Origin of the sequence: Motilimonas sp. 1_MG-2023 (assembly GCF_030547455.1) — a bacterium.
Taxonomy (GTDB): domain Bacteria; phylum Pseudomonadota; class Gammaproteobacteria; order Enterobacterales; family CBDFNC01; genus Motilimonas.
Window position 1 is genome coordinate 75,479 of record NZ_JAUOPX010000015.1, and the last position, 16,196, is coordinate 91,674.

The 16,196-nt window shown below is 45.0% G+C and carries 17 protein-coding genes; 4 read left to right on the forward strand and 13 right to left on the reverse strand.

Annotation, left to right across the window (positions count from 1 at the left end; all coding sequences use genetic code 11):
- Positions 1-2: 2 nt before the first annotated feature.
- From Q4519_RS10290 to Q4519_RS10325, 8 genes are read right to left on the reverse strand one after another with little or no spacing between them, the layout of a single operon-like run.
- Positions 3-1,265, reverse strand: a complete 1,263-nt coding sequence (locus Q4519_RS10290; protein WP_303511968.1) for a cyclopropane-fatty-acyl-phospholipid synthase family protein — start codon at positions 1,263-1,265, stop codon at positions 3-5.
- Positions 1,258-2,040, reverse strand: coding sequence for a DUF1365 domain-containing protein (locus Q4519_RS10295; RefSeq protein WP_303511970.1), 783 nt, complete (start codon positions 2,038-2,040; stop codon positions 1,258-1,260). Before Q4519_RS10295 ends, Q4519_RS10290 begins: the two co-directional genes overlap by 8 nt.
- A complete protein-coding gene (locus tag Q4519_RS10300) occupies positions 2,037-3,293 on the reverse strand; it encodes an NAD(P)/FAD-dependent oxidoreductase (protein ID WP_303511972.1) in 1,257 nt (418 codons plus the stop codon). The genes Q4519_RS10295 and Q4519_RS10300 overlap by 4 nt, the downstream gene beginning before the upstream one ends.
- A complete protein-coding gene (locus Q4519_RS10305; protein WP_303511974.1) occupies positions 3,293-4,018 on the reverse strand; it encodes an SDR family NAD(P)-dependent oxidoreductase in 726 nt (241 codons plus the stop codon). The genes Q4519_RS10300 and Q4519_RS10305 overlap by 1 nt, the downstream gene beginning before the upstream one ends.
- 10 nt (positions 4,019-4,028) lie before the next feature.
- The gene (locus Q4519_RS10310; RefSeq protein ID WP_232802671.1) at positions 4,029-4,454 is read right to left on the reverse strand and encodes a nuclear transport factor 2 family protein; all 426 of its coding nucleotides are present in this window, start codon (positions 4,452-4,454) and stop codon (positions 4,029-4,031) included.
- Positions 4,455-4,492: 38 nt separating this feature from the next.
- Positions 4,493-5,872 carry a deoxyribodipyrimidine photo-lyase gene (gene phrB / locus Q4519_RS10315; RefSeq protein WP_303511976.1) on the reverse strand — a complete coding sequence of 460 codons (1,380 nt, stop codon included), beginning with the start codon at positions 5,870-5,872 and terminating at the stop codon, positions 4,493-4,495.
- On the reverse strand, positions 5,869-6,699 hold the full coding sequence (locus Q4519_RS10320) for a MerR family transcriptional regulator (RefSeq protein WP_303511978.1): 831 nt from the start codon (positions 6,697-6,699) through the stop codon (positions 5,869-5,871). Before Q4519_RS10320 ends, phrB begins: the two co-directional genes overlap by 4 nt.
- 60 nt (positions 6,700-6,759) lie before the next feature.
- Positions 6,760-7,716: a DUF523 and DUF1722 domain-containing protein gene (locus tag Q4519_RS10325; protein ID WP_303511980.1), complete on the reverse strand. Its 957-nt coding sequence runs from the start codon at positions 7,714-7,716 to the stop codon at positions 6,760-6,762.
- Positions 7,717-8,005: 289 nt separating this feature from the next.
- On the opposite strand from Q4519_RS10325, the gene Q4519_RS10330 reads away from it, so the two are divergent.
- The gene (locus Q4519_RS10330; protein ID WP_303511982.1) at positions 8,006-8,569 is read left to right on the forward strand and encodes a mechanosensitive ion channel domain-containing protein; all 564 of its coding nucleotides are present in this window, start codon (positions 8,006-8,008) and stop codon (positions 8,567-8,569) included.
- A gap of 22 nt (positions 8,570-8,591) precedes the next feature.
- Entirely contained in the window at positions 8,592-9,929 is a 1,338-nt protein-coding gene (locus Q4519_RS10335; RefSeq protein ID WP_303511984.1) for a magnesium transporter, read from the forward strand.
- Positions 9,930-9,986: 57 nt separating this feature from the next.
- Here the strand turns inward: Q4519_RS10335 and Q4519_RS10340 are convergent, their stop codons facing one another.
- The 3 genes from Q4519_RS10340 to Q4519_RS10350 are packed head-to-tail and all read right to left on the reverse strand — an operon-like array spanning position 9,987 to position 12,402.
- Positions 9,987-11,066, reverse strand: a complete 1,080-nt coding sequence (locus tag Q4519_RS10340) for a succinylglutamate desuccinylase/aspartoacylase family protein (protein ID WP_232802676.1) — start codon at positions 11,064-11,066, stop codon at positions 9,987-9,989.
- Positions 11,053-11,958: a 30S ribosomal protein S6--L-glutamate ligase gene (gene rimK, locus Q4519_RS10345; RefSeq protein ID WP_232802677.1), complete on the reverse strand. Its 906-nt coding sequence runs from the start codon at positions 11,956-11,958 to the stop codon at positions 11,053-11,055. Before rimK ends, Q4519_RS10340 begins: the two co-directional genes overlap by 14 nt.
- Positions 11,959-11,970: 12 nt before the next feature.
- Positions 11,971-12,402, reverse strand: a complete 432-nt coding sequence (locus Q4519_RS10350; protein ID WP_232802678.1) for an ATP-dependent zinc protease — start codon at positions 12,400-12,402, stop codon at positions 11,971-11,973.
- A gap of 239 nt (positions 12,403-12,641) precedes the next feature.
- Between Q4519_RS10350 and Q4519_RS10355 the strand changes: the two genes are divergently transcribed.
- Positions 12,642-13,622, forward strand: a complete 981-nt coding sequence (locus Q4519_RS10355; RefSeq protein WP_232802679.1) for a zinc transporter ZntB — start codon at positions 12,642-12,644, stop codon at positions 13,620-13,622.
- Between the two features lie 61 nt (positions 13,623-13,683).
- Here the strand turns inward: Q4519_RS10355 and maoP are convergent, their stop codons facing one another.
- The gene (maoP, locus tag Q4519_RS10360) at positions 13,684-14,025 is read right to left on the reverse strand and encodes a DUF413 domain-containing protein (protein ID WP_232802680.1); all 342 of its coding nucleotides are present in this window, start codon (positions 14,023-14,025) and stop codon (positions 13,684-13,686) included.
- A 107-nt stretch (positions 14,026-14,132) separates the two neighbouring features.
- Between maoP and hdfR the strand changes: the two genes are divergently transcribed.
- Entirely contained in the window at positions 14,133-14,978 is an 846-nt protein-coding gene (gene hdfR / locus Q4519_RS10365; RefSeq protein WP_232802681.1) for an HTH-type transcriptional regulator HdfR, read from the forward strand.
- A 42-nt stretch (positions 14,979-15,020) separates the two neighbouring features.
- Here the strand turns inward: hdfR and fadA are convergent, their stop codons facing one another.
- Positions 15,021-16,196 carry an acetyl-CoA C-acyltransferase FadA gene (gene fadA / locus Q4519_RS10370; RefSeq protein WP_303511989.1) on the reverse strand — a complete coding sequence of 392 codons (1,176 nt, stop codon included), beginning with the start codon at positions 16,194-16,196 and terminating at the stop codon, positions 15,021-15,023.

A 16,196-nucleotide genomic window follows, 5' to 3' on the forward strand; every position in this document is an offset into this window, starting at 1 on the left:
TTTCAACGGTGATAAGTCACATAGTCAGGACTGCGAAAATCTGGTTTAGCAGCTACCAAATGCACCGTACTAATGCTGCGCTCTAAAAAGCCACCTTCGCAATAACAAAGGTAAAACTTCCACAAACGAATAAAATCTTCGCCGTAACCTTGCTGGCGAATGTCAGCCAATGAATGCTCAAAACGGTGTAACCAATCTTTTAAAGTACGCGCATAATCAAGCCCGATATCATGGAGCTGCATCATGACCATATCGGTTTTATCGGCGATGTGCTGACTCATCACGCTAACGGAGGGTAAGCAACCTCCGGGGAAAATATAACGCTGGATAAAATCGACACCGGTGCGATAACTATCATAACGTTGATCGGCAATGGTAATGGCTTGAATGAGCATTTTGCCCGACGGCTTAAGGCGGTCACTGCAAGTGCGGAAAAAGGTTTCTAAATACTCATGGCCCACGGCTTCGATCATTTCAATCGACACTAACTTGTCATATTGCCCCTCAAGCTTACGATAGTCCTGCTTGAGTAAGGTAATTTGATCTTGTAGCCCAAGCTCCGCCACCCGTGCACAAGCGTAATCGTACTGTGCATCAGAAATGGTGGTGGTGGTGACTTTAACGCCGTAATGCTGCGCCGCATAAATAGCCAAACCGCCCCAACCGGTGCCAATTTCTAACAATGTCTCGCCAGGTTTTAACTCCAAGCGCTCACATATCAGGTGTAATTTATGTAATTGCGCCGCTTCTAAATCTGCCTCTTTACTCGGATAAATTGCACTGGAATACAGCATTTCTTTATCTAAAAACGTGCGGTACATATCATTGCCCAAATCATAGTGGGCTAAGATATTTTTGCGCGAGCCGTGTTCAGAATTACGATTCGACTTGTGCACTTTTAAATGACGCAAACTCGACAGCCAAGCAAAGCGCTTTTCAAGCTTATCCAGTACCGTTAAATTTCGCCCCAACACTTGGATGACCTTGGTTAAATCAGGGCTGGTCCACTCGCCTTGAATATAACTTTCACCAGCAGCAATACTGCCTCCCAATAACAACTGACGCCAAACACGGCTGTTGTGTATTTCAACCTTTGCTTGCAACTCAGCATTGGCATCACCAAAGTGCATCACATCCGAGCCGTCTTCAACCGTTAAACCAGCCTCACTTAACTTACTTAAAATGGCAAATAAGGCTTTCTTCGCTATTTTGTCTAACCAATGCACCGGCTGTTGTTGCAGGGTGGCCACGTTTGAATTATCCATTTTTTTGCTCCGTCGATGGCCCTGGATGAGGAATATAAGGCACTTTTTTTAAATAGAGTTTCAGCGCCTGCCAATAAATACCCGCCAGGGTCTTAATGGCCATAGATGGCAGTTTTATTACTTGTTTACGTAAGTTTTGATTAGTTAGATCTACCCGCTGCAACATTAAACTCGCGTCAAACAATTTGGCTTCGTTGCGATTTTCCATATGCAGACGTAATTGCTTGCCCGGCGCCTTGATCCGCCAGTGATACTTCATGTTCAAATCCATAAACGGCGACACATGAAACACCTTGTCAGTCGGTTGATTGGCTGCAATATCCACCAGATAATAATGACGCTCATTCCAAGGTGTGTTGCTTACCTCTGCCAATAAATAAATCAGTTCATCGGCATCGTTATAGCAGTAATAAAAATTCACTGGGCTAAAATAAATGCCGAAACAACGCAATTGCCCCAACATCAGCACCCGACCATTCAGTGCCACTCCGCCTAAATCTTGCACTTTTTGCCACACCGCTTGGCGACTGACAGGCTGGTCTTTGTGTAAGTAATCTTGGTGATTGAAACTAAGGGGTGCCCAGCGATTTTGTTTAAACCAAGAGCCAAGCTTTTCTACCGCGCCCAGTTCGTCTAAATCCAACCCTAAGAAAAACACTTGATATTTAAACTCATGACCCACAGGAGAAAAGCGGCGATGACGCACAATGCCAGTGTAAATAGCACTGTGCTCAAGCGTGGTATCTTGGTTTAACGTCGCAGGGGCGCTACTCATAATTTCAAACCAAAGCGCTGACACACATCCAACGCACTGCGCACACCGTCTTCATGAAAGCCGTTGTACCAATACGCGCCAGCAAAGTGAGTGTGGTTACGACCGCAAATTTGTTCACGATTTTGCTGCGCGGCCAAACTAGCTTGATTAAATACAGGGTGCATATATTTGAAACTGCGTAATATTTTACTGGGGTCAATGGCATGGTTTTGATTTAAGGTAACGCAAAAAGTCGGCGCGTCAGCTGGCAGGTTTTGTAATATGTTCATGTCATACGTCACGCTGGCAGGGTTGTCGCGCTGACCATTTAACTGGTAGTTCCACGCCGCCCAAGCCTTTTTTCGCTTAGGTAACAAACGCGTATCTGTGTGCAATACCACGTCATTTTCGCTGTAGGCTAAGTCACCTAATATTTTTTGCTCTTGTTCAGTGGCATCACTCAACATGGCCAAGCTCTGATCGCTATGGCATGCTAATACCACCTCATCAAAATATGCTTGCTGGCCGTTATTTAACGTCAGCACCACACCTTCATTACCACGCTCAATCTTGCTCACTGCAGTGTTTAGGTGAATTTTATCTTTAAACTCTGCCACCAGCGGCTCGATATAATTACGCGAGCCACCTTCTATTACATACCATTGCGGGCGGTCGCTGACATTAAGCAAACCGTGATTGTGGAAAAAACGAATGAAGAACAGCAACGAGAATTGCTCCATCTCCACCAAGCTTGACGACCAAATCGCTGCGCCCATCGGCAAAATGTAGTGCTCGGCAAAAAACTCACTGAAATTTTGTTGCTTGAGAAAGTCCCCTAACGTCAGTTCAGGATCAATACTTTGCTGCGCCCAAAGCGCCTTGCACTTGCCATTAAAGCGCATAATTTCAGCGATAAAGCGCCAAAATTTCGGATTAAGGATATTACTGCGCTGAGCAAATAAGGTATCTAAATTATGACCATTGTATTCAAGGCCCGTTTGTACATTGTTTACGCTAAAGCTCATTTCGGTTGGCTTAGCTTGCACACCTAACAGTGCTAACAAGCGCTCAAAGTTTGGATAGGTGCGATCATTAAACACAATAAAGCCAGTGTCGATGGCCCAACTGCGGCCATCCACTTCTACGTCCACCGTGGCGGTGTGACCACCAATATAATCATTGGCTTCAAACACTTGAATATCATGCTCTCGGTTTAGTAAATAAGCTGACACTAGACCTGAAATTCCCGTTCCAACAATGGCGACTTTTTTCATTATTTTTGTATCCTTGCAGCCAGTTGTTGCCAACAAAATTCAGGCAATAGGGCTAATGTTTTTAATATAAAGGTAAATTTTTTTGGAAAATGTACGTCAAACTGATTGCGTGCCAACCCTTGCATAATGGCCTGACTGGCTTCGGTCACTTCAACACTCATTGGCATGGGAAAATCATTCTTGGCGGTGAGTGGCGTTTTCACAAAACCTGGGCTAATCAAACTAACCTTGATTCCTTGGGCCCTTAAATCAATCGCTAGAGTGCGAGCCAAATAACTCACCGCCGCTTTACTTGCGCCGTAAGCTTCGGCTCTTGGCAACGCCACATAACTGGCACTTGAGCCCATCAGAGCTAGCTTCCCCCCCTGGTTAAGAAGAGGTAAAAACTTTTCTAAACAATAACCTAAACCAATAAGATTGGTATTAATCACACGCTCAAATAGGGCGCCATCAAATTGTTTTGGGTCATCAATATATTCGCAAGTGCCAGCATTAAGAATGGCTAAATCTAGCGCGGTGATTTTTTCCGCCGCCTGCGCCATGGCCACTGTGTCGTTCAAATCAAAACATAAAGGGTGCAAGCGCTCGCCACCTTGCTGTTTCAGTTCGGCCAATGCCACTTCATTGCGACCACACGCCCACACCTGCCAACCTTGCTTGATATAATCCAACGCGAGCTGCTGGCCAATGCCTGAGGTGCAGCCTGTAATCAATACTTGCTTCATAGTTGCTTCCTCATCGCTTAGCACGTTTTTTTACTTGGCGAATACAAGCGCCCAGCAGTGGAATGTGTTCGTATAGCATTTCGCCTAGATCGACATAATCGCGGTGATAAGTGATCTTATCGGTAAATTTAAGGTGACTCGCCCCGTGGACACTAATGGCCTTGCCGCCATTGAGCTTCGGATGGCGATAGGTCATGACCCAAAAAAGACTGGCCTGTTGCTGATCTTGAATCACCTGATGAATGGCAAAATCACATTGTTCTAAGGAATGATATAAACCTGCAAAGTATTCCATCAGCGCCACCAAGCCATTCACTTCATGAAGTGCGTCAACAAACCGTATATTAGAGTCGTAAACCTCTCCCAAGCGCTCTAAATTGTCTTTGTCTAGCTGCTGGTACAGCTCTACAAATTGGCTCACTATGGCTGATTTCACTCACGCATCCTTCTAGCTATCAAGATTCAATTAATCGATTAACCTTTGCCTAACACAGCAAATACATCTAATGCTTGCTTGCGAGCAACACTATGTTCCACCAGCGGTTTAACATAACGAATCGGTCGTTCATTGGCCTTTGGCATGTGAATATTTTTTGCTGTTAAATTAATCAATTCCGGACAATATTTACGTATAAAACTGCCATCGGGATCAAATCTCTCGCTCTGGCGGATGGGGTTGAAAATACGAAAATACGGCTGCGCATCACAGCCTGTACTGGCAGCCCACTGCCAACCACCATTGTTCGACGCTAAATCAGCATCAATTAACTGCTGACTGAAATATTGCTCACCGCGACGCCAATCAATCAGCAAATGTTTGGTTAAAAAACTCGCCACCACCATGCGTAAGCGATTGTGCATCCAACCGGTTTCATTTAGTTGCCGCATTGCAGCGTCCACTAACGGGTAGCCCGTACGGCCTTCGCACCAAGCGGCAAAGTCATCATCATTTTGACGCCACTGAATATTGGCGGCTTTAGGAATAAAGTTATAGCCCATGGATAATTTTGGATGGGCAATCAACAGATGCCGGTAAAAGTCGCGCCAAGCTAGCTCACTGATCCAGCAAAATGCGCCACTGTCAGGCTCACTTAATGCGCTGGGGTAATGTTGTAATACTTGATGCAAGCATTGCTTAGGACTGATAGCCCCCACCGCGAGGTATCCCGACAAGCCACTGGTTTGATCGAGTGCAGGCATATCACGATAAGTTTTATAATCTGCTACCTTATGCTGCACAAAAGTGCTTAAGCGTTGCAGAGCTTCGTCTTCACCTGCTAACCAAGCGCTGCTATCGCGCTTTGGAAAGTCCAGTTTAATGCTAATAGCCTCTACCGCAGGTCCAATGGCAATCGGTTTAGCCAATGGCGGAACCCATTGCTGCATCACTTTTTCCAGCCACTGTTTGCGAAATGGGGTAAACACTTTAAACATGGTGCCCGCTTGGGTGAAAACCGTGCCCGGTGCCATGATGCTATGGCCTTCAAATAACTTTAACGGCAAACCTGCTTCTAACACTGCACGATCACGACGCACCTCATTTAATTCAGGCTCAGTATTAGCAAAAATTTGCTCAACTTGGTGCTGCTGACAAAAATCCAATAAAAACGAAGGAATATCAGCAAACAAATCCACTTGATAATGTAAGGTTGCCACACCTAGCTGCGCCAACTCATTCACCACAGATTGTAAATTTTGCTCGATAAAATCTGCTTGAATGGACGCAAGATTGTGCTTATGCCATTGCGCAGGACTGCTGATAAATAACGCTAAAGTAGGGCCTGTGGCCATGGCAGCGGCTAGCGCGGGATTATCACTAATACGAAGGTCTTTTCTTAACCAAACCAAATTCATTGCCACGCCTCCTTTGGCTGGCGACAGTCGGCAACTTTTAAACCTAAATTAACTTGATGCAAAACAGCAAACTCTCCGGTTAAATAAGCATGTGAACCAAGCTGGTTGAATAATTGTTTTTGATTCGTGGTCACTTGCGCCGGCAAATCAAATAGGATGTCATTCGCTTCAATACGGTCCATCACCAACGGCAATGGTGTTAAATCAGGTAGATGTAAGGTGGTCACTCTATAGCCCGCTAGAGCCCATTCATTAGCTTGTAATAATAGTTGCCACCAAGGTCGCTCTCCTACTTGCAGCAACCAAACTGCAAGCCCTTGATTGGTTTGATTAGCCAGCTGCAATCGGGTGTAAAAACGTTGTTTTATTTGTTGTTGCAGCCAGACCATCACGATAGTGCCATCAGCCCGAGTGACACAGTCTTCATCACATTGCTTTAACCAAGGAATCAAAACTTTATTCATCACCAAGCCATAAGGGTAGAGTGAGGTAAGTTGATCTAACAGTTGATTCAGCTTGCTCGCCTTTAGTGCAAATGAAGCTGCCAGCAATAACTCCATTTGTTGCTGCCAGTTATCCAGCACTTCATTACTCGGTTGTTGCTCCAATAAAGGCTTCACTTGACTGATTGGCACCCCTTTTTCTAACCAGCTTACAATGTCATGTACCCGTGCAATATCTTGCTCGCTGTATAAACGGTGTCCTTTAGCGGTTCGTTGTGGATTTAGTAAACCAAAACGGCGCTGCCAAGCACGCAGCGTGACCGAGTTTACCCCTGTTTGCTCAGACACTTCGCGGATGGGATATAACGCCTGATGAATACTCATAACATGTCTCTATTTTTTCTTTATTAATACGGCTGTTCAATTTTTAGCCTGAGAATTAAATCAATGCTCATAGCGTAATTTCAGCTCTTCAGGATGCGGATTTAAATATATTTGCTGCTCGATATAAGCATCTGGATACAAGCTTTGATAATGCTTAATCAAGGTCATTGCAGCCATTAATGGAATCAAGCCTTGACGGTATTTATCTATGGTTTTAGCCAATTGCTGACGCTCTTCACTGCGCAAGCTACGCTTTAGGTAGCCTTGAATATGAGACAAGGTATTGGCGTGGCTCTTACGTGTTGGATGCCCTTTTAGCACTTGCATAAACTTTACTATGTATTGATCAGCGATTGTTTCCGCATCACCGTCACCATGAGCCAGCAATGGCCCAAGCTTGTAGTACAAGTTCACATCGTGAGCCATCAGCAAGTATTTATAGCGTGCGTGAAATTTGTATAAAGCATCACGCGTCACACCTGCTGCACGCAGCTTTTGCCAATCGTGGTAAGCAAAAACTCGGGTTATAAAATTTTCACGTAAAATGGGGTCGTTTAATCGCCCTTCTTCTTCCACCGGAATAAGCGGGTGATCACTCATCACCTGAGCAGCAAATACACCTACCCCCTCTTTTACGGCATCTTTGGTGCCGTCTTTGTATAAGTTCACTCGCTCCATACCACACGTTGGCGACTTGGCACAAAAAATGTAGCCAGTAATGCCTCCTAGTTGGGCCGATTTAGAAGCTGAGAATTCGCGTAATTTATCGGTCACATCAAAGCTGTCATCAGAGGCTTTAATACGAATATCGCCCAGTTGATTAACCAAGCGAATAGTTTTACGTGGCGCCCCCATGCCTATCGCCATCTCAGGACAAATTGGCTGAAAATCAAAATATTGGCTTAAATCATGACGGCAATATTTACTTTGTTTATGGCCACCATCAAAACGTACCTCTTGGCCCAATAGGCACGAACTGATTCCGATTTTTATTTTTTCTGGCTCAAACTGATACATAAACAAAGTCCTTGTACGCAATAGGTGTTTTAAAATTAGTCAAAAGTTGTACTAACAGCAACTATATGTACAAGTATTTGATTGCTTTGGATCACTTTGGTTATGTTTTTTTCTACATTTTATTCAAACAAGATGATGCTAATGGCTTAAAGTTGACTGTGGACTGAGGGCTAGTTGGAATAATTTGTTCTTCTGGACAAGATTTTCTCTCCTTTAATATCGAAATAAAGGTTGATCCTGTAGGCATTTACTTTACATTTGCCCTACTGTTTTAGGGTGGGAAAAAATGATGGAAGTCATCTATTTAATCATGGAGCAATATAAGCTGCTAATTACCATACTGGTCATTGTTAGCTTTCCCAAAATTGTAAAAATACAAAATCGTATCTTAGAAAATATGGTAAGAGGCCGCATTGATCCCCATCGCCGCTACCGCGCGGGATTATTGTTAAAGATTATTTCTGCCTTTGTCTTATTGTGTTTGTTATTGATCATTTGGGGCATTGAGCTGCGCGGATTGCTGGTTGTGGGCTCATCGCTATTTGCCATGCTCGGCGTAGCCTTGTTTGCGGGCTGGTCACTGTTGAGTAACCTGACTTCATTCTTGTTACTGTTTATTCAAAACGACTGCCGTGTCGGTCACTGGGTGCGAGTGGTTGATGGCGCAAACTTTGTGGAAGGCCGGATCATCGAAATGGGCTTGATGAATGTGGTAATGGAAAATTTAGATGGCAACAAGGTCATTTACCCCAATAACTTATTTATAGTTCGCCCAGTAATGGTGCTCATTCAACCACCGGAAAAAGCCAAGAAAGTGCACACAAAACGCCTAATAGGCAAAACTCAGGCCTAAATGCGCTCGCACAGGAGGCATCATGGAACAAGACATTAGCCAAGTGATTTCACAAATCTCTGCAGCCCCTCTAGAGCAGCAGGATGCCTTGTTTAATTTGGCTGAAAAAGAGCTCGATGATGGTGCATTGGCACTGATTCTTGAGTCTCAACCGATAGAAAAACGTATTCATTTATGGCGCTGTCTGTCATTAAACCACAGTGTAGATGTACTGACGGAAATGCGTTCAGATGCGCGTTACTCGATCATTCAAAGCCTTTCAGCTATTGAACTCGACTTAGTTTTATCTCGTTTAGACAACGCAGACTTAATTGAATGGGCCGACTACTTACCCGATGAAATAGTACAAAAAGCCTTAAGCCTGATCGATGAACAAGAAATTGAACTCTATGATCAAGCTAACGAGTATAACGATGAAGAAATAGGCCGTTACGCTGAGCGAAAAATGTGGGTGTTGGCCAAAAGCTTGCGGGTGCGCCATGCTTTAAGGTTAATCAGCCGAGATCCCAGTAATGCTCAGCCCACAATTTATCTTGTTGATAAACATGGCACTTACTACGCTACGCTAGCGACACATAAATTACTCAACGCACCATTGGACACCCCAGTATTAAGCTTAGCGGATCAAGAACAACCCGCATTGCAAGCCGATTTAGGGCTATTAGAAGCATCAGAGCTGATTGAACATGCCGAATATGATTGTCTACCCATAGTCAATGAGCATAATCGTTTGATCGGTCAAATTAGTGTGCGCTTAGGCATGTCGATTATTCGTGAGGAATATGAAAACACCTTAATGGCACGCGCTGGTTTAAGCGAAAGTGAGGATTTATTCGCACCAGTGATCGACAGTGCGAAAAAACGCGCTGTTTGGCTGGGAATAAACCTTGTTACAGCGATTTTTGCTTCCATCACCATTGGCTTATTTGAAGATGTGATTTCAGAAGTGGTCGCCCTTGCGGTACTCATGCCAATTGTTGCCTCTATGGGAGGCATCGCTGGTAGCCAAACCTTAACCTTGATGATCCGAGCCATGGCGCTGAACCAAGTTTCTGCTGGTAACTTAATATCGTTAATTAAAAATGAGTGTGGCATTGGTGCTTTAAACGGTTTGCTTTGGGCGCTGGTGATTGGCCTACTGGCAGGACTTTGGTTTCAATCGCCAATGATCGGCGCCATTATTGCGTTAGCCATTTGTATCAACATAATCACCGCCGCATTATTCGGCGTGCTCATTCCAATGGTATTAGACAAGCTAAAACTCGACCCTGCATTAGCAGGCTCAGTGGTGTTAACCACGGTGACCGATGTAGTTGGCTTTTTTGCCTTCTTAGGGACAGCAACCCTACTGATTTTATAGAATCAGTAGGTATAAAAAAACCAGCATTCACGCTGGTTTTTTTATTGGGACAAAATATCAAGGCTGTGAATGACCACTATCGTGGACAAAGCCTGCTCGCAACATTTCGTCATCCGCTTCGATCACTTCACCAATATAACTTTCAACTTGCTGCTCAACCAAATGATCAGGCTCGGCAAAAAAGGCTATATGAAACACAGCATCACCTTCATTGGCCAGCGGTAAAGTTTGTTGGCCAATGACGATGCCGCTACGCGGCGCTTTTAGTTCCCACTCACCATGCCCTAACGGTGCGCTGATGTAAGCCAATATTTGGCCTTTATTGACCCGCTCACCTAGAGATACTTGGCTACGTAACATGCCATCGCTTTCAGCGCGAACCCAGCTACTTGAGCGCGCTATCACTGGCTCACTCAAACGCTTTTTACGTGACGACCGCAGCATGCCTAAGCTGCGCATGACACGCTCAACACCTTGGAGACCAGCCGCGATTGCAATGGGATCAAACCTTAATGCTTCTCCCGCTTCATAGGTAATAACGGGCACATTTAAATTTTCAGCTTCGCTACGCAACGAACCATCGCGCAGAGATGCATCAATAATGACAGGAGTTCCAAAGGCTAACGCCATGGCATTGGTGGCAGGATTATCTAAATTAGCGCGAATTTGCGGTAAGTTAGTACGGTGAATCGCACCTGTATGTAAATCAATAATATGGGAACAATGTTTAACGATATTATCAAAAAACATGTGCGCCATGCGCGAGCCTAACGAGCCCCTTGCCGACCCCGGAAAGCACCGATTTAGGTCGCGGCGATCAGGTAGATATCTGGATTTATGAATAAAGCCAAATACATTCACCACAGGCACTGCAACTAAGGTTCCTTTGAGTTGCTGTGGATTTATTTTCGCCAACAACTGGCGAACAATTTCCACGCCATTAAGTTCGTCACCATGAATCGCGGCGCATACCATTAGCACGGGACCTTGATAAGCCCCATTAATCACTTCAATGGGGAAGTCCAGCGTGGAGTGGGTATATAACTTCGCCGCTTCTAACGCTAATGTTTTACGTTCACCCGGTAAGATTTCCTCACCCAGTAAGGTAAATGACCTATTTTTTTTAGCCCTTGCCACGTGTCGCTGTCCTTTTTGATGCCGCATTTTGCTCAACAAAATCGATCACCAACGAAGCAATATCTTTGCCTGTTGCCTTTTCAATCCCCTCTAAGCCAGGTGAAGAGTTGACTTCCATCACGAGTGGGCCACGGCTTGAGCGTAATAAATCAACCCCCGCCACATTAAGCCCCATGGCTTTGGCTGCGGCAATGGCAGTTCTACGCTCCGCAGGGGTAATTTTTACTAAAGATGCACTGCCACCACGGTGTAAGTTAGAGCGGAATTCGCCTTCACCCGCTTGGCGTTTCATCGCAGCGATCACTTTTTCACCAATGACAAAACAGCGAATATCCGCGCCACCTGCTTCTTTAATGTATTCCTGTACCATAATGTTAGCTTTTAGGCCCATAAAGGCTTCAATAACACTTTCAGCCGCTTTGCGGGTTTCTGCTAGCACTACGCCAATACCTTGGGTGCCCTCTAACAGCTTAATCACCACAGGTGCACCACCAACCATGTCTAATAAGTCTTTAACATCATCGGGCTTACTAGCAAACCCGGTAATAGGCATGCCGGTACCTTTGCGTGACAGTAGCTGCATTGAGCGCAATTTGTCGCGCGAGCGAGTGATCGCTACCGACTCATTAACTGGGTATACGCCCATCATTTCAAACTGGCGTAAAACCGCACAACCATAAAAGGTAACGGATGCACCAATGCGTGGAATAATCGCATCGAAGCCGCTTAGTTCTTCACCTTTAAAATGAATTTCAGGTTGTTCTGAATTGATGTTCATATAACAACGTAGCGCATCTATCACTTTAACTTCGTGGCCGCGCTGCTCACACGCTTCAATCAAGCGACGAGTGGAATAAAGATTTCTGTTACGAGATAAAATACCAATTTTCATTACATTTAGTTCCTAGTGGCTGGCAAGGTATGAACCTTCCGGATCCACAATAATGCGACCGTTCATCGCGGTGCGCCCTAACAGCATTCTGAACATCATGCTGTCGCGATTTGTTAGGGTTATTTCTATCGGCCAAGACTGCGCCGCTATCTCAAGCTTAGTCGTAATCACGTAACGCGTTTCGGTATGACCGCCAGAGTCGGTTACCTTACGTTGATCTGAAACCGGTGCCTCACAGACCAACTCAACCTCATTATTTTGTTGCTCTGGGTGCAGCCAAAAACGCACCCATGTTGCGTTATCACGCTCAAATTCTTCTACTTTAAATGCATGTAAGCAGGACGTCCTCGCACCTGTATCGACCTTGGCTTTTATCTGTGAAATACCCAATTCTGGCAAGGAAACCCACTCGCGCCACCCCACCTGTAATTTGTTTTTATTCACATGAAACTCCTTTGTACCTACCCATGCTTAACTGAGATTATTTAGGGGCATGCTTTTTATACCTAAACCCTTAACCACACAAGCAAAATAACACGACCTTGTGATTATTTATAGCAACCACGTATATACCCAATCAACTTGAAGATGCATGCATCTCTAGGTTGATTGGGTATATAGTTATACTCTAGTGCTTTTCCGCTATGATAGGGCACTAATTGTCCACTTAATGAGAATTTAACATGCCAATAAATGGTCTAGTTCATGGCTTATTACTCGATGGTAAAGGTGGTGCCACTCCTGTTGACACTCATCAAGCCATAACAGAATGGCGCCCTGAAGATGGAAAACTATGGCTGCATTTTGATTATACTGACGCGGCGTCTCGCCACTGGATAACACAAGAGTCAGGCCTATCTGAACATGTCGTTGATGCATTGTTAGCTGGGGAAACTCGGCCGCGAGTAACAGGGACTAACTACGGCAGTGCCAGCTTAATCTTTCTGCGTGGCGTCAATTTAAACCCAACTGAAACCCCTGAAGATATGGTCTCGATTCGCCTATATGTTGATGACAACCGCATTATCAGTACGCGAAAACGCCGTCTGTTGTCTATTGACGATATTCGAAAACAACTGACGCAGGGTGATGGACCCACTTGTATTACGGAAGTGATCAGTTCCCTGACTGAGCGACTCACCATGCGGATGCAGCATGTTATCGATAGTTTAGAGCAACGTATCGACAACATAGAAGATGAACTATACCAAGAAGAAGAGTTAACAATCGGCCAAGAGATATCTTCTATTCGCCGTCAAACCATTACCTTAAAGCGCTATATTGCACCGCAACAAGCGGCACTGAGTAAACTTTATGAAAGTAATTACCCTTGGATTGACGAAGCGTTTCGGCATGAGTTTAAGGAAACAGCTAACCACCTGATGCGCTATGTCGAAGAGCTTGAAGTGATTGTCGAGCGCGCCCAAATTGCTTACGAAGAACGCTCGGATTTGCTTTCGGAGCAATTAAACCAGCGCATGTATGTGATGTCAGTGGTGGCCGCAATTTTTTTACCATTAGGATTTTTAACTGGGCTGTTAGGCATTAACGTCGGCGGTATTCCTGGCTCAGAAAATCCTGCGGCGTTTTACATTTTCATTGCCTTGCTGCTCGCGCTAACAGGCTCACTTATTGGTTTGTTTTGGTGGAAAAAATGGCTGTAAGGCTGTTGTTAAGACATAAAAAAACGGCATAAGCTGCCGTTTTTTTTATCTATGGTAATGTTTACTCTTCGTCTTCTTCGGCTTCTACTTCACGACTGAGTTGGCTCTTATTTGGATTTCCGGTTACGCCAAAGAACGTCTTGCCTTTCGCTAGCGTACGGTACTTGATCCACACCTTCTCAACGACTGATTCAGCAGGTAGTTCGCCTTGCGCCACTTTAACAAAGCGCGCTTCTTCATCAGTCATTGGCGATTGATCACCTTTAGCCAAAGCCATCAAAGAGTGTCCAATACCTTCTAATAGCTCTGCTTCCTTGATGGTAAAATCACCACTACGTTTAAAACCATAAGGAAAAGACTGATCGTCATAGAAAGCTTTACCACATACAAAACTGGTAGCCATAATTAATTTTCCTTCTTTTGCTGATTTTAGTTGCATTCAGCTGAATCTTAGTCATTATTCGCAATTACTAAATCAAAATTTTTTTTCCTCTAGCGTGAAGGTTTTTGATGGATACCGAACTACTTAAAACCTTTTTAGAAGTGGGACATACGCGCCACTTTGGTAAGGCAGCCGAAAATTTATACCTCACTCCTTCTGCCGTCAGCTTTAGAATAAAACAGCTGGAAGGCCTGTTAGGTGTAGAGTTATTTAGTCGCCACCGCAACAACATTCAAATTACTCCAGCGGGTGAACGAATGCGACCCTATGCCGAGGCGATGCTAAACGCTTGGGATCGCGCACAGCAAGATATCGCGCTTAGTGAAAACAATGCATTACAGCTATCTATTGGTGCAGCCCCTAATCTTTGGGACGCATTTTTACAGCCCTATATCAATTTGGTATACACCTCATTACCCGGTTTGGCTCTGCGTGCAGACGTGATCTCACCACAGTTAATGTCCCGTCAATTGCTTGAGCGCAGTTTAGATATTGCAGTATTGTTTGATCCGCCTAAGGTTGACGACATAAAACGAGAACTGTTGCAGCAAGTTGAGTTGGTGATGGTCAGCAGTGATATGAGTTGCGAGCCTTTGGTTAAAAATATAAAGAACTACATTAAAGTTGATTGGGGCACAGCATTTAACATGCAACATGCCCGAGAGTTCTCTGATTTGCCGCAACCCATTTTACACACCAGCTCGGTGCGCATCGGATTAGACTTTATACTGCAAAATGGCGGCGCCGCTTTTTTACCTCAAGCTTTGATTCAATCATATGTTGAGGCTGGCGAGCTGGTACAAATTGCCGATGCGATTAGTTTAGAGCGCAGCGTTTATGCGGCTTACTTACCCGATAGCGATCGAATTGAGCAAATTCAGCAAGTGATAAAATATTTTCAAAATGACCAATAAAAAAGGATAGTGCAATACCATCCTTTTTTATCGAACAGCGAGTTAGTTTTTAACTCGCTCAAACACCGTTGCGATACCTTGACCTAAACCAATACACATGGTGGCCAAACCAAATTGAGCGTCTTGACTTTGCATCACATTAAGTAAGGTGGTGCAAATACGCGCACCAGAGCAACCCAATGGGTGACCTAAGGCAATCGCGCCACCGTTCAAGTTTACCTTGCTTTGCCAGTCATCCAGCTGCAACCCTTGTAACACCGCTAACGATTGCGCAGCAAATGCCTCATTGAGCTCGATCACCTGCATATCAGCTAGACTTAACTGCGCTCGCTGCAGCGCTTTGCGTGACGCCTCTACCGGCCCTAATCCCATTACCGAGGGCTCACAACCAGAAATAGCCATGCTACGCACTTTTGCCTTAATAGGTAAACCGAGCTGATGGGCTCTGGCTTCGCTCATTAATAACATCGCCGCGGCGCCGTCTGATAAGGCAGAGGAAGTAGCGGCTGTAATCGAGCCATGGACGGGGTCAAACACTGGACGCAGCTGTGCTAGCTGCTCAAGATTGGTTTCACTTCTTATTACTTCATCAAATTCTATCGCCGTTAAGCAACCATGTTGATCATGACCTAAGGTACTAACCACTTCATTTGCAAACAAGCCAGCTTGACTAGCCGCATAAGCTTGTTGGTGTGATCGGACAGCAAATTCGTCTTGTTGCTGCCGTGAGATTGAAAATTTACGCGCTAGCAGTTCAGCGGTAAGCCCCATCATACCTGCCGCTTTAGCCGAATATTTAGCAATACCAGGATGAAAGTCGACGCCATGAGTCATAGGTAAGTGGCCCATGTGTTCAACGCCGCCCACCAGCATCACATCGCCATCACCACACATAATGGCTCGCGAAGCATCGTGTAGTGCTTGCATTGACGAGCCACACAGCCGATTCACCGTCACCGCACCAATATTAACTGGCAACCCAGCTAGCAAGGCGGCATTGCGAGCAATATTAAAGCCTTGCTCCAACGTCTGCTGGACACAGCCCCAGTAGATATCTTCGACGTCATCAGCCTTTAATGCATCATTACGTCGCAGTAACTGCTGCATTAGGTGGGCACTCAAGTCCTCTGCACGAACATGACGATAAATTCCCCCTTTGCTTCGCCCCATTGGCGTTCGGATCGCATCAACCACGACCACTGAATTTAATTCAGCCAT